The organism is Arsukibacterium indicum, from assembly GCF_019100565.1.
Lineage (GTDB): Bacteria > Pseudomonadota > Gammaproteobacteria > Enterobacterales > Alteromonadaceae > Alishewanella > Alishewanella indicum.
In genome coordinates, this window is record NZ_JAHRID010000009.1 from 76,308 (window position 1) to 96,731 (window position 20,424).

General features: G+C 47.5%; 22 protein-coding genes. 5 read left to right on the forward strand and 17 right to left on the reverse strand.

What is annotated here, in order from left to right; all coding sequences use genetic code 11:
• Positions 1-117 precede the first annotated feature (117 nt).
• Genes KQY15_RS16550 through mpl form a run of 4 tightly spaced genes read right to left on the reverse strand, consistent with a single transcriptional unit; the run spans position 118 to position 3,825 of the window.
• On the reverse strand, positions 118-888 hold the full coding sequence (locus KQY15_RS16550) for an ABC transporter permease (RefSeq protein WP_217671029.1): 771 nt from the start codon (positions 886-888) through the stop codon (positions 118-120).
• The gene (locus KQY15_RS16555) at positions 888-1,814 is read right to left on the reverse strand and encodes an ABC transporter ATP-binding protein (RefSeq protein ID WP_217671030.1); all 927 of its coding nucleotides are present in this window, start codon (positions 1,812-1,814) and stop codon (positions 888-890) included. The genes KQY15_RS16550 and KQY15_RS16555 overlap by 1 nt, the downstream gene beginning before the upstream one ends.
• Positions 1,811-2,467: a flavin prenyltransferase UbiX gene (locus KQY15_RS16560; RefSeq protein ID WP_217671031.1), complete on the reverse strand. Its 657-nt coding sequence runs from the start codon at positions 2,465-2,467 to the stop codon at positions 1,811-1,813. The genes KQY15_RS16555 and KQY15_RS16560 overlap by 4 nt, the downstream gene beginning before the upstream one ends.
• A 2-nt stretch (positions 2,468-2,469) precedes the next feature.
• On the reverse strand, positions 2,470-3,825 hold the full coding sequence (gene mpl / locus KQY15_RS16565; RefSeq protein ID WP_217671032.1) for a UDP-N-acetylmuramate:L-alanyl-gamma-D-glutamyl-meso-diaminopimelate ligase: 1,356 nt from the start codon (positions 3,823-3,825) through the stop codon (positions 2,470-2,472).
• Positions 3,826-3,962: 137 nt separating this feature from the next.
• Between mpl and KQY15_RS16570 the strand changes: the two genes are divergently transcribed.
• A complete protein-coding gene (locus KQY15_RS16570) occupies positions 3,963-4,934 on the forward strand; it encodes a class 1 fructose-bisphosphatase (protein WP_217671033.1) in 972 nt (323 codons plus the stop codon).
• 72 nt (positions 4,935-5,006) lie between these two features.
• Entirely contained in the window at positions 5,007-5,534 is a 528-nt protein-coding gene (gene ppa / locus KQY15_RS16575; protein ID WP_097111474.1) for an inorganic diphosphatase, read from the forward strand.
• A 72-nt stretch (positions 5,535-5,606) separates the two neighbouring features.
• Here the strand turns inward: ppa and KQY15_RS16580 are convergent, their stop codons facing one another.
• Positions 5,607-7,841, reverse strand: a complete 2,235-nt coding sequence (locus KQY15_RS16580) for an EAL domain-containing protein (RefSeq protein ID WP_217671034.1) — start codon at positions 7,839-7,841, stop codon at positions 5,607-5,609.
• 189 nt (positions 7,842-8,030) lie between these two features.
• Between KQY15_RS16580 and KQY15_RS16585 the strand changes: the two genes are divergently transcribed.
• Positions 8,031-8,933: a TIGR03899 family protein gene (locus KQY15_RS16585; RefSeq protein WP_217671035.1), complete on the forward strand. Its 903-nt coding sequence runs from the start codon at positions 8,031-8,033 to the stop codon at positions 8,931-8,933.
• 23 nt (positions 8,934-8,956) lie between these two features.
• On the opposite strand, the gene KQY15_RS19270 is transcribed toward KQY15_RS16585, so the two are convergent.
• The 6 genes from KQY15_RS19270 to dusA all read right to left on the reverse strand — a co-directional run bounded on the left by KQY15_RS19270 (position 8,957) and on the right by dusA (position 15,162).
• Positions 8,957-11,176 (reverse strand): response regulator, encoded by a 2,220-nt coding sequence (locus KQY15_RS19270; protein ID WP_217671036.1) that lies wholly within the window; start codon positions 11,174-11,176, stop codon positions 8,957-8,959.
• 82 nt (positions 11,177-11,258) lie between these two features.
• Positions 11,259-12,032, reverse strand: a complete 774-nt coding sequence (locus KQY15_RS16595) for a TIGR04219 family outer membrane beta-barrel protein (RefSeq protein WP_217671037.1) — start codon at positions 12,030-12,032, stop codon at positions 11,259-11,261.
• Positions 12,033-12,037: 5 nt separating this feature from the next.
• Complete coding sequence (locus KQY15_RS16600) at positions 12,038-13,027, reverse strand: DUF2333 family protein (protein ID WP_217671038.1); 990 nt, start codon at positions 13,025-13,027, stop codon at positions 12,038-12,040.
• A gap of 9 nt (positions 13,028-13,036) precedes the next feature.
• Entirely contained in the window at positions 13,037-13,474 is a 438-nt protein-coding gene (locus KQY15_RS16605; RefSeq protein ID WP_217671039.1) for a copper chaperone PCu(A)C, read from the reverse strand.
• Between the two features lie 230 nt (positions 13,475-13,704).
• On the reverse strand, positions 13,705-13,965 hold the full coding sequence (locus KQY15_RS16610; RefSeq protein ID WP_217671040.1) for a hypothetical protein: 261 nt from the start codon (positions 13,963-13,965) through the stop codon (positions 13,705-13,707).
• A 201-nt stretch (positions 13,966-14,166) separates the two neighbouring features.
• Complete coding sequence (gene dusA / locus KQY15_RS16615; RefSeq protein ID WP_217671145.1) at positions 14,167-15,162, reverse strand: tRNA dihydrouridine(20/20a) synthase DusA; 996 nt, start codon at positions 15,160-15,162, stop codon at positions 14,167-14,169.
• 179 nt (positions 15,163-15,341) lie between these two features.
• Here dusA and zur point away from each other — a divergent pair, with 179 nt between their 5' ends.
• Positions 15,342-15,782 (forward strand): zinc uptake transcriptional repressor Zur, encoded by a 441-nt coding sequence (gene zur, locus KQY15_RS16620; protein ID WP_217671146.1) that lies wholly within the window; start codon positions 15,342-15,344, stop codon positions 15,780-15,782.
• 102 nt (positions 15,783-15,884) lie between these two features.
• Complete coding sequence (locus tag KQY15_RS16625; RefSeq protein WP_217671041.1) at positions 15,885-16,349, forward strand: chemotaxis protein CheX; 465 nt, start codon at positions 15,885-15,887, stop codon at positions 16,347-16,349.
• A 12-nt stretch (positions 16,350-16,361) separates the two neighbouring features.
• Here the strand turns inward: KQY15_RS16625 and alr are convergent, their stop codons facing one another.
• From alr to rpsF, 6 genes are all read right to left on the reverse strand, one after another.
• Complete coding sequence (gene alr / locus KQY15_RS16630) at positions 16,362-17,444, reverse strand: alanine racemase (RefSeq protein ID WP_217671042.1); 1,083 nt, start codon at positions 17,442-17,444, stop codon at positions 16,362-16,364.
• On the reverse strand, positions 17,444-18,829 hold the full coding sequence (dnaB, locus tag KQY15_RS16635; RefSeq protein ID WP_019675939.1) for a replicative DNA helicase: 1,386 nt from the start codon (positions 18,827-18,829) through the stop codon (positions 17,444-17,446). Before dnaB ends, alr begins: the two co-directional genes overlap by 1 nt.
• A gap of 155 nt (positions 18,830-18,984) precedes the next feature.
• Complete coding sequence (rplI, locus tag KQY15_RS16640) at positions 18,985-19,437, reverse strand: 50S ribosomal protein L9 (protein WP_217671043.1); 453 nt, start codon at positions 19,435-19,437, stop codon at positions 18,985-18,987.
• A gap of 18 nt (positions 19,438-19,455) precedes the next feature.
• On the reverse strand, positions 19,456-19,683 hold the full coding sequence (rpsR, locus tag KQY15_RS16645) for a 30S ribosomal protein S18 (RefSeq protein WP_008218940.1): 228 nt from the start codon (positions 19,681-19,683) through the stop codon (positions 19,456-19,458).
• An 11-nt stretch (positions 19,684-19,694) separates the two neighbouring features.
• Positions 19,695-20,000: a primosomal replication protein N gene (gene priB / locus KQY15_RS16650; RefSeq protein ID WP_217671044.1), complete on the reverse strand. Its 306-nt coding sequence runs from the start codon at positions 19,998-20,000 to the stop codon at positions 19,695-19,697.
• Between the two features lie 5 nt (positions 20,001-20,005).
• On the reverse strand, positions 20,006-20,401 hold the full coding sequence (rpsF, locus tag KQY15_RS16655) for a 30S ribosomal protein S6 (RefSeq protein ID WP_217671045.1): 396 nt from the start codon (positions 20,399-20,401) through the stop codon (positions 20,006-20,008).
• Positions 20,402-20,424 lie beyond the last annotated feature (23 nt).

A 20,424-nucleotide genomic window follows, 5' to 3' on the forward strand; every position in this document is an offset into this window, starting at 1 on the left:
CTTCAGTCCTCTGATATCAGACGGCAGACCGGGGCAAAGAAAGGGCCTAACTCTACTGCAACTGCCCAAAAATGTCTGCAAAAATTTCACTGGCACCCCAGTGACCATGATCACACACTAGCTGCGCAGGCCGACACCACGGTTAATTAAATACAGGGCAAAGCTGAACATCACTACAATAAAGCTGGTTACTACCGCGAGTGCCAGCACCAGGCTGACATCACTGACCCCCAGAAAGCCGTAGCGAAAGGCATTAACCATATACACTATTGGATTTAACGCTGCTACGTTTTGCCAGAAACCGGGCAACATCGACAACGAGTAAAATATACCGCCGAGATAAGTCAGTGGCGTCAGCACAAAAGTAGGAATAATACTGATATCGTCAAAGGTTTTGGCATAAACAGCATTGATTAAGCCACCCAGTGCAAACAACATGGATGTCAGAACAACAGTAACAATAATAATTGCCAGATTGTGAATTTGAATATCAACAAAAAACAGCGACAGAATTGTCACGATAATGCCGACAAGCATGCCACGTGCCATACCGCCACCAACATACCCCAGCACAATAAGGTAATTAGGCACCGGCGCTACCAGCAACTCTTCGACGTTTCGCTGAAACTTAGCACTGAAAAAAGATGACGCCACGTTGGCATACGAATTAGTAATGACCGCCATCATAATTAACCCGGGTACTATAAACTCCATATAACTGAAGCCGCCCATATCACCAATCCGCGAACCGATTAAACTGCCAAAAATGACAAAATACAGACTCATGGTAATGGCAGGTGGCACCAGGGTTTGCACCCAGATCCGCATGAAACGGGTAATTTCTTTACTTAAAATACTTTGCAGAGCAATCAGGTAGCTGGCTTGCATTATTTTGCCTCCCCCCGACCATTTTCGACCAATGCCACAAACAACTCCTCTAACCGATTCGCTTTATTTCGCATCGACAACACATTCACTTTTTGCTGGCTCAGCTGCTCAAAAATCGGGTTTAAGCCGTCACTTTTAGCTATATCAACTTCGATGCTGTGTTCATCCAGCACCCGCCATTTTATCTGGTCCAGCTGCAAATTGGCTGGGTCCTGATCCAGATCCAGAATAAAGGTTTCAATAGTCAATTTGTTTAACAGTGCCTTCATACTGGTATTTTCAATAATCTGACCTTTATCAATAATGGCGATATTGCGACAAAGCATTTCTGCTTCTTCCAGATAATGGGTGGTCAGAATAATGGTAACCCCTGCTTTATTAATGTTGCGCAGAAACTCCCACATTGAACGGCGCAGTTCAATATCAACGCCAGCTGTTGGCTCATCCAGGATCAGCAGCTTAGGCTCGTGCATCAGAGCGCGCGCGATCATCAGCCGTCGTTTCATACCACCAGACAGCTCCCGGGCCCGGGCGTGCCGTTTATCCCATAACCCCAGCTGGCTTAAATATTTCTCTGCCCGCTCCAGGGCGAGTTTCTTCGGCACGCCATAGTAGCCGGCCTGATGCACCACAATTTGCAGCACCGTTTCAAACTGATTGAAATTAAACTCCTGCGGCACCAGCCCTAACTGGCTTTTTGCCTGCTCCAGCTGATCGTCAATGTCAAAGCCAAATACACTTACCTTGCCACCGCTTTTATTCACCAGGGAGGTTATCACACCAATAGTGGTACTTTTACCGGCGCCATTTGGGCCAAGCAGTGCAAAAAAATCGCCTTGTTTCACCTGTAAATCAATACCACTTAAGGCAACGGTGCCACTTTTATACACTTTATGTAACGCGGAAATATCTAACGCCAGACTCACTCACTTTCTCCTGTCTCTGCTCTGCTGCCTGAATCAGGCGCTGGCCGTTCACCGCCGTAGCCCCAACGGGCGGTCAGCTGCTGCGACACCCCAAGCTGGTCCAGGATGCGCGCGACCATAAAATCGACTAAATCACTGATTTGTTTTGGCTGATGATAAAACCCCGGTGCTGCCGGCATAATAGTGACGCCAAGCCTTGCCAGCTTTAGCAGGTTTTCCAGATGAATAGCACTTAGCGGTGATTCACGCGGCACTAAAATCAGTTTACCGCCTTCTTTAATGACCACATCTGCCGCACGCTCTATTAAATTGTCGCTGGCACCGCAGGCAATTGCTGCCACCGTGCCGGTAGAACACGGACAAATTACCATCTGTTTTGGTGCAGCAGAACCTGAGGCAACCGGCGAAAACCAATCATCTTTGCCATAAACTGTCAGCTGATTATCTGCACAGTTAAATAATTCTTGCAGCTGGCGGGTACACTTATCCGGCGCGCCGGCCAGTTTAATATTGTGTTCAGTAGCAAATACTACCCGCGCGGCGCTTGAAACCAGCAGATGCACCCTGATCCCCTGCTGTAATAGCAGCTCCAGCAAACGCCAGCCATAAGGCGCACCTGACGCACCGGTAAAGGCTAAGGTTATTTCCCGCATGCTTACTCCCATTTGCGCGCCAGCGCGCCGATCAGCTTGTCGTGTATGCCGCCAAAACCGCCATTACTCATAATGACAATGTTATCACCTTTCGCCGCCTGCCCAACCAGTAAACCAACCAGCGCCTCAATATCATGCGATAAAACGGCTTTCGGGCTTAAACTGCGGGTTAATGCTTCCAGCGACCAGTTAGCATTGGCGGGCTCATATAAATAAACTTTATCAGCAATGGCTAATGAAACCGGCAACGCGGCTTCATGCACACCCATTCGCATGGTATTAGAGCGTGGTTCCAACACCGCAATTAAGCGGCCCTGGCCCACTTTATTGCGCACCCCTTGCAAAGTAGTGGCAATAGCCGTGGGGTGATGGGCAAAGTCATCGTAGACCTTAATACCGGCAATGTCGGCTTTAAGCTCCATTCGCCTTTTTGGCGCCACGAACTTAGCCATCGCTTCCAGCGCAACGGTTACCGGTACCCCGGCATGGCGGGCCGCGGCTATCGCCATTACCGCATTATCGACATTATGCTGCCCCCCCAGCTGCCACTGCAGCTCGCCTTGTAGCTGTTGCCGGTAATAGAGTTTAAATGCGCTGCCATCATTATTAATCAGTTCTGCCCGCCAGTCCTGGCCATAACTCTGGCGCTCACTCCAGCACCCCATAGCCAGCGTCTGACTGACTGCTTTGGTATCTTCCGGCGATAACACCAGACCATTGGCTGGCACCATTCGCAATAGGTGATGAAACTGGCGCTGAATGGCGGCTAAATCGGGGAAAATATCGGCATGGTCAAACTCAAGATTATTAATCACCAGAGTGCGGGGCCGGTAGTGGACGAACTTTGAACGTTTGTCAAAAAAGGCCGTATCGTATTCATCCGCTTCAATCACAAAAAATGGCGACTCGCCCAGCCGGGCCGAAGTATCAAAATTCTGTGGCACGCCGCCAATCAGAAAACCCGGCGTCAGGCCTGCGGCCTCTAAAATCCAGGCCAGCATGCTGCTGGTGGTGGTTTTACCATGAGTACCCGCCACAGCCAGTACCCAGCGGTCCTGTAATACCTGCTCAGCCAGCCACTGTGGGCCAGAGGTATAACGCAAGCCACGGCTTAGCACATATTCCACCGCCTCATTGCCGCGGGATAATGCATTGCCGATGATCACTAAATCAGGCTCCGGGCTGAACTGGCTGCTGTCATACCCTTGCACCAGACCAATACCCAGTTCAGCCAATTGTTCACTCATCGGTGGATATACATTCTGATCAGCACCGGTAACCTGATGGCCCAGCGCTTTGGCAATTGCGGCTATGCCGCCCATAAAGGTGCCACAAATACCTAAAATATGAATATGCATCAGTTATTTCCTGCCTGTGCAGGCCCGTTAGTCACAGAAAAACAGATAAAACTACGATCAAAACTGCAATTTAACAATAAATTCTTTAAAATAGCCCGGCCCTACAACTTTACTACAGCAACAAAAGGAATAATAAAATGCGCCGCATTTCCCCGGTACTGCAACAGGACGGAGTGGAACCTGATTTAATAGCCCTGCTGAAAACTATTCTTGCCGCCTGCCGTGAAATCGCTTTTCGGGTCAGTCAGGGTGAACTGGCTGGAGTATTAGGTTCTACCCTGGGCGAAAATATTCAAGGGGAAACCCAAAAAAAACTTGATGTTATTGCCAATGAATTACTCAAAGAAGTGATTTTGGAAACCGGCGTAGTAAAGGCCATCAGCTCTGAAGAAGAAGACACCATTGTTGCAGGCAACCCACACGGTAAGTATCTGGTTACCTTTGACCCACTTGATGGCTCGTCAAACACCGACATTAACAGCCTGATCGGTACTATTTTTTCCATTTTGCCAGCCGACCCTGACAAAGCCCCTGATGACAGCAGCTTATTTTTGCAGCCTGGCACCGCCCAGGTTGCTGCCGGCTATGTGTTATATGGTCCGTCTACCATGCTGGCCCTGACAACTGGTCATGGCACCCGCTTGTATACACTGGATAACACCTATGGTGGTTTTTTGCTAACTGAAGATCAGGCGGCAATTCCCAAATATACAACAGAGTTTGCCATTAATATGTCGAATCAGCGATTCTGGCAGGAGCCAATGCAGCGCTATGTTGCCGACTTACTTCTGGGCAAAACCGGTCCGCGTGGCAAAAACTTTAATATGCGCTGGATAGCAGCCATGGTAGGTGATGTGCATCGGGTACTGTGTCGCGGCGGTATATTCGCCTATCCCCGGGATAGCAAAGATCCGCAGAAACCCGATAAATTGCGACTAATGTATGAAGCCAATCCAATGAGCTTTCTGGTAGAACAGGCAGGCGGTATGAGTTCAACCGGCTACCAGCGGATAATGGAAATTGTGCCGACAGATATCCATCAGCGGGTTGCAGTTATTCTGGGCTCAAAACATGAAGTGGAAACCTGTATTGGTTATCACAAAGCGTAGCCATTTCTAATGCCGGCGCTATAATAGGCGCCATTTTTAAACGAATTTTATTGTGAACCAAAGGACCAGACCATGAGCTTAAGCGATGTTGCAGCAGGTAAGAATCTGCCAGATGAAATTAATGTTATCATTGAAATTCCGGCCAATGCCGATCCGATTAAATATGAAGTAGATAAAGATACCGGCACCGTTTGGGTTGATCGTTTTATGTCAACGCCGATGTTTTATCCCTGCAACTATGGCTTTGTAAACCACACCTTATCGCTGGATGGTGACCCGGTAGATGTATTAGTTCCTACCCCTTATCCATTGGTACCAGGTGCAGTGATTAAATGCCGGCCGGTTGGTGTATTAAATATGTCAGACGAAGCGGGTGAAGACGCTAAAGTTATTGCTGTACCGGTAAGTAAACTGACTAAATTGTATGATCATATTCAGGACATTAATGATGTGCCTGAGCTGTTAAAGCAACAAATTCAGCACTTTTTCGAGCGCTATAAAGAGCTGGAACCAGGTAAATGGGTTAAAGTGCTTGGCTGGGGCGATGCAGCTGCGGCCAAAGCAGAAATTATGACGTCATTTGAGCGGGCAAAGAAATAAGCACAGACTTTCTGAGTTTATATTGAAAATAAAGCCGCAATCTGCGGCTTTATTTTTTGACAGTAGACCGGCTTATCCGCTTTTTTCAGTATTGTTATCTGCTAAAAATATCAGTAACTGGGCAGCGGACATAGGTTTAGCAAACAAAAAGCCCTGAACTTCATCACAACCCATAGCGGCAACAGCTTGTTGCTGCGCTTCGGTTTCGACACCTTCAGCAATCGTTGACAGGCCCAGCCTTTTACCCAAATTAATAATAGTTTGAGCGATAACTTCACCGGCAGGCTCAGTCACTTCACGCACAAAAGCACGGTCAACTTTAATCCGGTCCAACGGTAATTGCTGCAGATAACTTAATGACGAAAAGCCAATACCAAAGTCATCTATTGCCACTTTAATACCGGCATTTTTCAGTTTCTGCAGGGCATCAATCACAATTTTCGGCTCATCCATCACTACCGACTCTGTAATTTCCAACTCTAATAACGCCGGGTCAATATTGTAGCGGTTAACACAATCAATTACCGTCTGCACAAAATGATGGTTTCGAAATTGTGGCATTGATACGTTCACTGCAATGCGTAAATTACTATATCCCTGTGTCGCCAGATGCCTGATTTGCTGACAAGCCTGTTCAAGTACCCAACTGCCAATTTCAACAATCAAGCCAGAATACTCTGCCAGCGGAATAAAAACCGCTGGTGAAATATACTGCCCGTCCGCCACCGGCCAGCGCAATAACGCCTCCATCCCAACCACTTGTTTACTGGTTAAAGAAACCTGCGGTTGGTACCACAATTCAAGTTTGTCGCGACTAAAATCACTGCGCAGCTTTCGCAGCAGTGACAAGCGCTCAGCCATTTCATCTTCCATTTCTGGCTGATAAAACTGATAGCTCTGGCTGATACTTTTTTTAGCTTTATTTAATGCTATATAAACATGTTTTAAAATGGTCAAACCTTGCTCGGCAGAGTCTGTCAGCCGGCATAGTCCAAACGTGGCATTAACCTGCAGAGCATGTTCAGAGGCCTGAAATGGCTCGTTAAATACTTCTTCTAACCGCTCAGGCGTCAACTCATGCGCCGGCCCGACCAAACCAAACACATCTGCGCCAATCCGGCCAAGCTGACAACTGGTACCAAAGAACGAGATCAGTCGTAATGTCAGGGCAATTAGCAATTCATTGCCAACATCCTGCCCCAGACCATCGTTAACATCAGAAAAATGATCAATATCAACCAGCACTGCAACCATCCCCTGCGCATCAAAACGACGGGTGTCCTGCAGGATCTGGATGAACTCGTTGCGGTTTGGGGTTTTGGTTAAAGGATCAATATAGGCTGCATGTTTAAGCTGCTGAAACAATGTAACATTTTCATAGCCAATTGAAATGTTACTTAAAAACACTTCAATCAGTTGCCGGTCAAACGCTTCAATTGGCCGGTTTGTTTCAATATATACGGCCGCACAGTGGCTGTCGCTGCCAAGATATAACACCGTGTCCTGCTGACCAAAAATGTTCTGCCGCTGACTTAAACATAAGTTGATTTGCTGAACTATCCGCGGGTTATCTATTTTGTCCAACTGACATTTAATAAAAGGAGCATAGTGGCCGGCGGCGCCAAGTACATATATTTTGTCGCTGGTACTGCCGTCGTCCTCAATCTGCGCGCAAAGCACCCCTTCAGCATGTAAGCCAATTAATGATGCGATCTGAGTGACAACCCCTTCCGAAAATTCGTGCAGCGAATGCTGCTCAAGCAGGTTAGCACCGGCATTGATAATTTTCTGCAAACCAATCCGGTTCTGATTAATGGTACGAATTTGCTGATATGAGCGGATTGAAGCAATAATAGCGGTGACTAATTTACCGCGGGTTAACTCTGTTTTTGTTTTGTAATCGTTAATATCATATTCTTTAATTACGCTTTCTTCCGGCGCGTAACCGGGTTGTCCCGTTCTGAGTACAATGCGTAATTCTTCCAGATGCAGCTCATCACGGATCCGTTGCACCACTTTTAAACCAGCGTCATCAGACTCCATAACAACATCAAGCAGTACCATTGCTATATTGCTGTTGTTATGCAAAAACCGGATGGCTTCATCACCGGAGTATGCGTGATGAAAACAAAGTTTACGGCCCAAAACAATCAGGTCGTTCAGTGCCAGCTTAGTAACCGTATGAATTTCTTCGTCGTCATCTACAATGAGAATATTCCAGACGCCAACTGCAAGCTCCGGTTCAGACGAGGTTTGCTCGTCTTCTGCGAAAAACAGAAAATCTTCATCTGTTTCATTCGATTTCATGATTACGCCTTTATTTGTCTCATGACTTAAATATACATGCTTAACATAAAAAACAAAAAATGAATTGTTGTTTATTTTCTATCTTATTAGAAATTTTTCACAACCTGATATAAATTATCGCTGCTACTTGCCGCTATCGCAGCTAAATGCAAAGATAACTTTTTTCGCTTATGTCATATCGGATTAATTTTGAGTAAAGTAAACGCGGCGTCCGGTCAGCAGCGGTTGCTGAAGCTGGCACGTTACCATCTTGGTGCGCCGGTTGCTGGCAAAGCGGCTGCAATTAGTGATGACGCAGCCGCCGACATTAACGACCAGTCACCAGCCAACGCTAAACATCAGCAGCTGGCCGCCCGTTCTGGCGCACCTGACCCGGAAGGGGGGCTTAATCTGGCGCAGCGCGTCAGTCGTCGCCTGCAAATGCAGCGTGAACGCCAGCAACAAAATCTGGAAAAAATTATGGCGCTGGCGTTAGAATATTGTCCGGAGCGGGTTTCCACCCAGGAAGTAGATCCTGACTGGTTTTCCCAATACTGTGAATTAGTCCTCGACATCTCAAACCACAGCATGCAACAACTGTGGGCAAAAATACTGGCCGGTGAAATCGCTACACCAGGCCGGTTCTCCCTGAAAACCCTGCAAACGCTGAAACTGATGAGTTATAAGGAAGCACAAAGCCTGCAATTGGCCGCCAGTCTGAGCTGCCGCAGCAGACAAGAACAAAGTGGACGCATTTATTTTGGCTATATCCGCAAACCCACCCTCTGGCAATTGCTTACCGGCAAAAGAATGGCATTGCTCAATTTAAGTCAGTTTGGTTTAACTTATCCGCAGATCCTTAATCTGGTTGATATCGGCATCTTACACAACGTTGAAATTGAAAGTGGTGAATTACAACCCGGACAACACTTCAGTTGGCAGTTTCAAAGCCAGACCCTGGAATGTACTGCGCTGCAGCGCGGCGTAGTATTGCAATATTACAAGTATACTGTGGTTGGCAATGAGCTACTGCCGCTACTGAACAGCCCGACTCACAGTGGTTACTTAACCACCTTGCAGCAGCAACTTGGTGCGGTACTCGCGTTTAAATAAACTGACGTCGAACAATAACCCGGTTAGTTCTGGCGGTGCGCAAGTGAAAATTTGGTCAGTAAGGTATCTAACCTTGCAGGTTCAAGCGGTTTAAAAACAATATCGTCCATACCCGCTTCGCGATAGCGTTCTATTTCGGCAGGCATAGCGTGTGCAGTAAACGCGACAATAGGTATTTGCCGATAGTCCGGCATCTGGCGTAATTGTTTAGCAATATCGACTCCGGACATATCGGGCAGCTGAATATCAAGCAGAATCATATCAAAGCGCTGCTGCTGACAAAGTGAAAAAACTTCTGCAGCTGTTGTTGCAGTATGTAAAACCAGCGGTTTGTTCTTCAAAAGCACCTGCACGAATGCCAGATTTGTTTCGTTATCATCTACCACCAGAATTTGTTGTAACTTTGATGGAATTGACGATTGCTCAGCTATTTCCTGCACCATACCAAGACAAAACTGTTGGGTAGCCAACACATCGGGGATTAATTTCTGCCATTGCGGCAGTGCATCAGGTGCTGCGAAGCATAGTATTGTCGGGTTTAACTGCCTGAACCTGACTATTTGCTGGCTGTTGACCGTGTCAGAGTACTGCGGCAAAAATAACAAAATCAAATCAAATGCTTTATGTTCAATAAATTGCGACAACTCTGTGAGCTTTTGACATTTACTGACTTGAGACGCCAATCCTTTTAACGCCGAGCAGCGTAGCTGCCCCCGTTCTTCGTCAGCATCAAATACTAAGATATGCTGCAACATTTTTACGCCACTAACCGGTTCAGCCTGCACCGGAACCGTTAGCTCTAAAATACAGCCCAGACCATCAAGCGACTGAGAACTAAAAACTGCGCCAGCCGATTTTATCGAATTAAGCAAGGCAAGGTCGGCATCACTCCACTGCAAACCGAGCGGATCACCCGCTGCAATTAACTCCCGACAATGCCCTGGTAAACCGTTGCCATTGCAACTGGCGGTTAGTCGAAGCACAGGCTGAGGTTCGTCTGGCTGTAACTGGAGGGAAATGGCTACTTTGCTTATATCTTCGATCCGAAAACACAGCGTAAGCAGCGCCTGTAGTAATGACTTTAAGGTTTTCTGACAAATATTTACGGTATAAGTCAGGTTAGCTGAGTGCTCCTGCCAGTCGAGGCTGATTGCCGCTGAAGGCAACATTTCATTAAGCTCATCACGCTGCTCTGCTAACCAATTGCTGAGCACTACAGGTTGCCCTTTCAGACTGTGAGCGCTGAACTGATACTGTCCCGCTAACAAGTGCATTTGCAATAGACGACGTAACTGAGCCGGTTGCAACTGCTCTTTGCGATGCCACAGCAGCATGGTCTGTTCAAACCAGTGCTGCAAGTGACGCTGCTGCTCCTGCTGCTTCGTCGTAAGCATTTGCCTTTGCTGTTCTTGTTCTGCTAACTGTGCGGTGACATGGTGAGCCCGCTGCGTTAGTTGCTGCACCAATTGCTCTGTGGCCTGCTGATTTTGTTCAAGTATATTTGCCAGGTCATTAAATGCGTGTCTCAGAGGTTCCAACGCAGGAATAAGTGAGCCGGCTATCTCTCGCTGCTGCCCGGTGTTTTGCAACCGCCTGCAGTGATGAGCGATAAGTTCCACATCGGTAGCAAGCCGCAACTGGCCTCGTTTTACTGAACCAATGCTTACCACCAGGCCAACCGCTAAAGCCACTGTTAACAGGGCTAGCGGGACTAACCATAATAGCCCGTCAGGTTGTTTGGTATTAAAAACGATCACAACAAAACCGTTATCGGCCAGCGGTGGGGCAGCAGTTGGCCGCTCACTGCCCAGGCCGGCACTTACTGGTAATACAGCACGCAGGGTTCCGTCAGACTGGCTGCTAACCTGATATATATCAGCTACAACATCAATAACAGGGGCCGGTCTGGCGGTGCCACTACTGGCAATTAACTGTGATTGTGCATTGTAAGCAGCAATATACTGCACTGATAAACCAGAACTATTGTGTATTTGTCGCAGCTGATTTGCCAGCTGCTCACTGTCATTGGCGGGCAGATTGGCCTGGACTGCATAATTAACAGTTAGTGCCAGCTGCTGAATTTGCTGTAATTGCTGGTTACGAACTTCATTGTGCAGCCATACGATTACAAGTATCCATGACAGGAGCAGAGCAAGCAGCCAGGGAACAATTAACTGTCTGAAAATGTTTGTCAAAATGATATTGCCACCGGTCAGAGTAAAGTTACTATAAAGTGATTTCACACAAGCAACAAGGGTAGAGCCTTATCAGCCTGAGCGGCAGCAAATTTCTGCTGGATTGCCTGAGCGCCATCAGTTCGGTAGTTTAAAAGTGCAACTCGATTCCAGCAAAAACGCCTTTAAAATCAAGATTACTATATAAGTTATCCAAATCATCCAGTCGCAAATTAACTGCCCGGTAACCCACTTTAATTCTGATATCAACCGCTAGCGAATCGACAATTTCGTAACCAACCCCGGCTTGCACATCATACATCCGGCTATCACTCCAGCCGATGTAACTGCCCTGGGCAAATACGTCCAAACCAGTTAACGGTAAGCCAACTTTACTACTGATATACACTAAAGGTAACCATTGTGACACTGTCTCCTCGCCCTGTAAGCCATTTGGGCTTTGTTCAGAAACTGAAGCTGACCCGTCTACATGTTTGGCATTAAGGCCAAAATCGAGAGCAACCAGACTGTTATCCAGGATTTCATAGTAAAGCACGATATCAGTGTTCGTCAGATCTACCTGATTGGCAACCGTCGTGTTCACCGTAAAGTTCTCACCGCCGAAACTAAACTGACTATCAATTAATGTTACGCCCTGTGCTTCAAGTTGATTGTGCGCCACTCTGATATTTGGCAACACAGGAACCGGATGTTCGAGTGCAATATAAAAAGAGCCTTGGGTCTTGCTGTTAAAAGCAAACGCTGGAGCCGGTTCGCTGTTGCCAAAACTGCCTGTTACATCTGTGCGCCAACCATCACCACCAACATATACCCCCAACAGCGTATCAGCGCAGGTCTGTCCGGAAAATAGTACTGACCCCAGCATAACAGGCAACAGAGTTTTGATGACGGTGTATTTTTTCATACTGCTTATCCTTGAGTTAATAATTCTGATAAATCAATCAGTGCTGCATTGGCACGGGAAATGTAGTTTGCCATCACCAAACTATGGTTGGCCAGTAAACCAAAGCCACTGCCATTTAATACCATCGGACTCCAGATCGGCTGTTGGGTCGCCTCCAGTTCCCGGATGATCTGCTGCAGACTGACCATGGCATTGCGCCGGTGCAGTACTTCGGCGAAGTCTACTTCAACTGCCTTAAGATAATGCAGCAACGCCCAGGCTGCACCGCGGGCTTCGTAAAACTCATCATCAATCTTCCACCAGCTTGTTTTAACAACCTGATGGCGAGGACCATCAGTAGACTGACGGGCAGCTGCGTCGCCGGCAAGATCAGTGTTCAGCCGGTCCTGACCAACGCTGGCACTCAGCCTTTGAGAATAACTGCCTAATCGCTTTTCAACATTTTTAAGCCAGTCCCGCAGGTTGTCTGCGCGGGCATAAAACTGACTGCCTGCACTGCTACTGTCAGACAATGCATCGCGATACAAATAAAGCTGAGCAATCGCTTTACGATATTCAGACTCGGCACTGGGAATTGCCCAGCTTCGATGGTCGATATTAAATTGAGGCTGAGCGACCTTCAAAAATTCATTTTCAGCTGACTGAGATTGCGAACGACTGAAATCTTTACGAAATGCCAGTGCCAGATCACGTGACATTTCCAGCACACCAAATTCCCAAGCTGGCATATTATCAAGCAGGCTGTACGGCGGCAGAATATCATTTGCCAGATAGCCACCCGGCTTATCCAGCAAGGTTTCGGTCACTTTTATCAGCGCGGTGGTGGTGGTATAACCCACCGTATTCCGGTTAAGAGAACTGACATCTGAAGTTTGCTCTAGCTGCGTTCCGTCTTCTGTCATCAGCGCTGGTTCTCTGCTGACCCACCAGCTGATCACAACGAAACAAAATAACAGCAGCCCTGCAATAAAGTATGCAAAATTACGTTTACTCATGATTAATCCTTAGCGACGAGGCATTTCAGTTAGCGGCATACTCAACTCCAGCTGCTGACCATTGCTAAAACGCAGAACTACCATCACACTTTCACCTGCGAGTAACGGTTGTACCGGATTAAACAGCATCAGATGAAGCCCCCCAGGCTGCAGACTAACACTGCCATTTGCAGCAATATCGATATGGGACACATGCTCCATACGCATCACCCCATCCTGATGGGTATGCTGATGCAACTCAGCACGTTCAAATGCCGCGCTGTCAGCTGAGAGCAGCTTAATTGCTTCAGAGGTATTATTATTAATAGTAAAATAGCCCGCGGTTACGGTTCGACCGGGCATAGGCACCCTAACCTGGCCTTCGGTAACTGTTATTTCCGACGCATTTACAGGGGTTCCCGACAGAGCAAAAGCAGCAATGAATATAAAAGCAGTTAGTCGAATCATGTTACGCTCCCTTAACAAGTTTAGCGTATCTTACACCAAATAGGGGTGGGTAACAGCGACTTAGCACAAAGTTATAACCTTAAAATGGTATGGGCCCGGAACAGCTAACTCCGGGCTTTAAGCCACAACATTAATACTGGCGTAACAACGGTCCACAACACAAACGCCGAAAACATAGTGACAACTGGCAGTAAATACAGCAGCAATAAACTGCTTGCGGTCAGCATCGGTTACTCTGCCGACGGCTTGTTATCCGCTTTGGCTATTACGTCTTTTTGTGGCTTCACTTCAGCTTCCACCTGCAACAATTGACGAACCTCGGCGGCTGTTTTCTCCATTGCCTGACGCGCCTGCTGGGCAACTGCAATTTTGAGCTCAGCTATCTGATTCGCTGCTAATTGCTGTAATGCATCTGTAGCAGGATTGGCTTGTGCAGGAGCAGCAGTAAACAGTACGGCAGTGGTTAAGGTAAGAGCGGCTAACGTTTTCATTTAATATTCCTTCATAATAGTTAAGTTGTTTGTTACTACAACTTAGCTATTACAAAGCGTATGCCAACTTTTACTGAAGTGTATCCAACTGATTTATATAGACTTTAAATTTGCGCTCCATTCTGAAAAAAAGCACCGAAAATAAAAAACCAAAAAATAGCTAAATTAACCACTGAGTTGGTCAAAATATTAAAGACATATTCAACTCTGAGTTTCAACCGCCCGGGTTGATGCAAGGTGTTCCGGCACAAACGCCAGCGCCTGCATCAGCACCTCTGGCCCGGCCTCAATTTTATGACCGTTTTCACTTAAATGACGACGCCACTGCCTGGCGCCGGGTAAGCCCTGAAATAAGCCCAGCATATGGCGGACGATATGCCAGAAACGAGCACCTTGCTGCATTTGTTGCTCGATATAGGGCAGCATAGCTCTGACTAATTGATGCTGGCTCAGTACCGGTTGCTCATCTCCATAAATAAAATGATCAACCTGACTGAGCAAATAGGGGTTGGTGTAAGCTTCGCGCCCAACCATCACACCATCTACCAGTTGTAACTGGTAGCGCACGTCGTCCAGCGTCTTTATGCCGCCGTTTATACTGATATCCAGCTGAGGGAAATCTTTTTTCAGCTGATGCACTCTTGGATAATCCAGCTCAGGTATTTCCCGGTTTTCTTTCGGGCTTAACCCCTTTAACCAGGCTTTACGGGCGTGCACAATAAACTGCTGGCAGCCGGCATCAGCAATGATGCCGACAAAGTCGGTTAAAAACTGATAACAATCGAGCTCATCAATACCTATCCGGCTTTTTACTGTCACCGGTATCGAGACTTTATCCAGCATCGCGCTGACGCAGCTGGCGACAAGCTCTGGTTTAGCCATTAAACAGGCGCCAAACATGCCATTTTGTACCCGGTCAGACGGGCAGCCAACATTAATATTAACCGCATCATAACCGCGCTGCTCAGCCATTATGGCGCACCTTGCCATCTCGACCGGGTTAGAACCACCTAACTGCAGCACCAGCGGATGCTCCTGCTCGTTATAAGCCAGATAATCGCCTTTGCCATGGATAAGTGCGCCTGTGGTAACCATTTCAGTATACAACACAGCGTGTTTGCTCATTAGCCGGTGAAAATAACGACAATGCTTATCAGTCCAATCGAGCATCGGAGCGACTGAGAATTTGTGGTCCATAGCTAGAATTGCCAAAAGTCAGGTACCTGTAGCGTGTTAACAGCGATAAAGCAGCGTATTGTACAACAAATAATGGCAAAATGTCCGAAGGTAGCCAATTATCAGCCGGTCCGACGCGTGGAACTTAACAAGCATTATGCTACACTGCCAGCGACTGCTGCCAGGAGATGATATTGAGTATGTCGACAGAATCATTAGTTATCCGAGCTAAAGCAATTTGCGATAAAAACGGCGCACGCTTTACATCAATCCGGGAAAAAGTTTTTCGGTTAATGGCAGAAACTGACGGTGGTATGGGTGCTTACGATTTACTCGAACGATTAAAGCTAACTGAGCCAGCAGCCAAACCTGCCACGATATACCGCGCACTGGAGTTTTTAACCGAGCAGGGTTTTATTCATAAAATTGAATCAACTAATGCCTTTATGTTGTGTCACCATTTTGGCCATCATCATCCGGCTCAACTTCTGATCTGTGACAATTGCGGCAGCGTAAGCGAGCTACACTCGGCATTGCTGCAGCAAGAGTTTAGCAAGCTGGCAACAGAACGGGGTTTTAAGATAACGCATCAGACTATTGAAGCTCATGGTTTTTGCCATAAATGCCAGCAAGTTGCATAAATAAAAGCAAACTTATACGCTGGCTTGTATGATAAGCAAAATGCTCCTAGTCTTAAAACGTCAAGCTGGTTTTTTCCAACGTATAACTTACAGGCGCGTTCCATGAATGTAGAGTATATCAACCCTTTCCTATCGTCTCTGGTCAATGTTTTGGGCACCATGGCCAATACCACTATTGTGCCCGGGCAGCCTCGGATAAAAAAAGATGAAATAGCCCGTGGTGACGTGTCAGGCCTGATCGGCATGGTTGGCAGCGATATTAAAGGCTCTTTTTCTGTTAGTTTTGAAGAAGGTTTAGCACTGGAAGTGATGTACCGGATGCTGGGTGAAAAACCTAAAACGATCAATGCTGATGTAACCGATATGGTTGGCGAAATTACCAATATGGTAACCGGTGGCGCCAAACGCATTTTAGGCGACAAGGGCTACGAGTTTTCGATGGCCACGCCGATAGTTGTCTCTGGTAAAGCCCATACCATTACTCATAAATGTGAAGGCCCGACTATTTTAATGCCATTCGATTCAGAGTTTGGCAAAGTTCACATTGAAGTCAGTTTCGATAAGTAAGCGGGTTGGCTTTCAGACAGTAATGTACTGATAGTCTACCCGTGGCGTAATATTGCAAAGCAGCTCATAAGGAATAGTATCGGCGTACTTTGCAATACGTTCAATGGCCAGTTCCGGGCCCCACAACACCGCTTCTGCGCCAATGGTTTCTACCGGTTGCTGGCCCAGGTCTACTGTAATCATATCCATTGATACCCTGCCAACAAGCTGCACCTCCCTGCCAGCCAGCCAGACCGGTGTGCCGCTTACCGCATGGCGCGGATAGCCATCACCGTAACCAATCGCAATAACCCCTATCCAGGTATCTTGTTCTGCCTGCCAGTTTGCACCATAACCGACCGTCTCACCCTGCTTGATCTTGCGCATTGCAATTAACCGGCTACTCAAACGCATAACCGGCCGTAATTGATGCTGCCACCCCTGCTGATGGGTAAATGGTGAAATACCATGCAGTATTAAGCCAGGTCTTACCCAGTCACCGTGGCTTTCTGGCACATGAATAATCGCCGCACTGTTGGCCAGACTTTGCTGCTCGGCTTTATCACTGCAAAGCTGCTGAAACAATGTCAGTTGTTCGCTGGTTTTTACTGCTCCTGGCAGATCAGCGCAACTGAAATGGCTCATTAACCGGATACCAGGCTGTACAGCCGGACACTGCCATAGCCGACGATAAAATTCGTTAAATTGTTCAGGAGAAATACCAAGCCGGTGCATACCGGTATCAATTTTTAACCAGACCTTCAGCTGACCATCTAATTCTGCCTGCTCCAGTGCTACCAGTTGCAGTTCGTTGTGCACCACGGTTTGCAGATTATTTGCCAGTAATATGGGGAGTTCAGCGGCTTCGTAAAAACCTTCAAGCAACACAATGGGTTTAACAACTCCAGCAGTGCGCAATGCCAGGGCTTCGTCTATCCGTGCCACAGCAAATGCATCGGCCTCACTTAAAGCCTGGGCCACTCTAACCAGACCATGGCCGTAGGCATTGGCTTTTAACACTGCCAATACCTTGCTTGCAGGCGCTAATTGCTGTACCCGCTGCAAATTATGGCCAATGGCAGCCAGGTTAATTTGGGCTACCGGCCGGCGTGACATTAATATTCGTCCTCAAAACGGGCGCTGCCAGCATAATTGTCAAAGCGTGAGAAATGACCATGGAAGGTTAACCGCACTTTACCGATAGGGCCATTTCGCTGCTTACCAATTATAATTTCAGCCAGGCCTTTTTCGGCACTGTCCTCGTGATAAACCTCATCCCGGTAGATAAACATGATTAAGTCAGCATCCTGCTCAATAGAACCCGACTCCCGTAAATCAGAGTTCACCGGCCGCTTATCAGCGCGTTGCTCCAGCCCCCGGTTTAGCTGTGACAAAGCTATTACCGGCACTTTCAGCTCTTTGGCTAAGGACTTTAGCGAGCGGGATATTTCTGCAATTTCCAGGGTGCGATTTTCACTTAAGCCCGGCACGGTCATTAATTGTAAGTAGTCGACCATAATCATACTGAGGCCACCATGCTCCCGCGCTACCCGACGGGCCCGCGAGCGCACTTCAGTCGGCGTCAGGCCAGAGGCGTCATCGATATACATTTTGCCTTTGCTGTTTAACAGTTCAATGGCCGATGATAAGCGCGCCCAGTCTTCATCCTCCAACTGACCGGTACGAACCTTGGTCTGATTGATCCGGCCGAGTGAGGCCAGCATCCGCATCATAATCTGATCTGAAGGCATCTCCAGGCTGAATATCAGTACCGGTTTATCACTGGTAATAGCAGCATGCTCACACAGATTCATCGCAAAAGTGGTTTTACCCATCGATGGCCGTGCCGCCACAATAATTAAATCGGATGGCTGAAAGCCGTTGGTCATTTTATCCAGATCCATATAACCGGAAGACAAACCGGTAATGCCGGTTTGGGGCGAGCGAAACAGCGCATCTATTTTATCAATGGTTTTAGCCAGAATGTTATTGATGGGCTCTGGCCCTTCATTTGCGTTGGCCCGTTGCTCTGCAATCTTAAATACCTTACTTTCAGCAAAGTCCAGCAGCTCGGCACTGGTGCGGCCCTGGGTATCGTAACCCGCGTCGGCAATATCATGGGCAACCGCAATCATATCGCGCACTACAGCCCGTTCACGCACGATATCGGCATAGGCCATAATATTGGCGGCACTGGGCGTATTTTTGGCAATCTCACCCAAATAAGCAAAACCACCAATATCATCCAGTTGCTGGTTCGCTTCCAGTGCTTCAGAAACCGTAATTAAATCGATCGGTTGATTAGCCTCAGCAATCCGGGCCATGGCGCTAAATATAAAGCGATGCGAGCGCAGGTAAAAATCCTGCTCAACAACCTTTTCCGATACCCGGTCCCAGGCCTGATTATCCAGCATTAAACCGCCCAGCACAGATTGCTCAGCTTCAATGGAGTGCGGAGGCATTTTCAGGCCGGCAACTTGCTTGTCTTTATTACTGCTCATAACACCTGACAGAATTGGAAATAACTGTGCAATGCTACCTTGCCCGCGGCAGAATAAAAAGCAACGTTGTGAGTTTTTTTAAAAGAGGCGATACAATCTGGATAAAACGGGGGAAGGAACAGAGTGGCGCACTGCACAGCAGTGCGCCAATAGCCTTAGGCTTCTGCGATAATAACAACTTTAATGGTTGCTACTACTTCAGCGTGTAACTGCAGATCGATGTCGAACTCGCCAGTTTCACGTAAAGTACCGTTAGGTAATTTCACTTCAGCTTTAGTTACTTTTACGCCAGCTTCAGTAATGGCATCTGCGATATCGCGGGTACCTACTGAACCGAACAGCTTGCCTTCGTCACCGGCTTTAGAAGCGATAGTCACTTCAGCCAGTTCTGCCAGCTTAGCAGCGCGGTCGTTAGCGGCAGCTAAGTCAGCAGCCAGTTTGGCTTCTAATTCAGCGCGACGCTGTTCGAACTTTTCGGTGTTAGCTTTGTTAGCCGGAACTGCTTTACCCTGTGGGAATAAGAAGTTACGAGCATAACCAGACTTAACAGAAACATTGTCACCTAAACCACCAAGGTTAGCGACTTTGTCTAACAGAATAACTTGCATACTTATACCCCTTCTGTATTAGCTGTGTGAGTCGCTGTACGGCAACAAGGCCAGGTAGCGAGCGCGCTTAATAGCACGAGCCAGCTGACGCTGATACTTAGCGCTGGTACCAGTAATACGGCTAGGTACGATTTTGCCGCTTTCTGTAACATAGTTCTTCAGAACAGCGGTATCTTTGTAATCAATCTCTACAGTGCCTTCTGCAGAAAAACGGCAGAATTTACGGCGACGGAAAAAACGTGACATTTGTCTGTCTCCTAACTTATTTGTTCAATCTGCTGGGCGTGCAGTACCAGTTTTGCCTGACCACTGCGGTTCTGGTGCCGGTTTAAAAACCCGCTAACCTTCACCACGCTACCCAACGTCAAAGTTTGAGCTTGCTGATGTAACACTGTGCCGCTTAATACTATCTGCATTCTGACATAAGCCTGACGGTTAAGGCCGGCTTCCTGCTGATTGCTTCTGTGCTCTACGGTTATAACAGTGTGCGGGATACCCGCCGGACTCTCACTGCGTTCAGGGTGCCGGCATACGGCGCCACTAAGCACGATGATATTGTCCATCAAACTTACTCTTCGTTTTCTACCTGCTCTTCTGATTCACGAGGAGCACGGTCACGAGGACGGTCGTCACGTGAACGCTCTTCACGTACCTTAGCCATTGGAGATGGCTCAACTACGGCACCGTTAGTGCGCATAATAAGGTTACGTAATACCGCATCGTTGTAACGGAAGTTAGTTTCCAGCTCATCAATCACTGTTTGTGGTGCTTCCACATTCATCAGCACATAGTGTGCTTTATGCAGTTTTTGGATTGGGTAAGCCAGTTGACGGCGGCCCCAGTCTTCTAAACGGTGGATAGTACCGCCCGCTTCTTTGATTGCGCCAGTGTAACGCTCAATCATACCAGGCACTTGTTCACTCTGATCAGGGTGAACCATAAAAACGATTTCGTAATGACGCATTGTAGCTCCTTACGGTTAGTAAG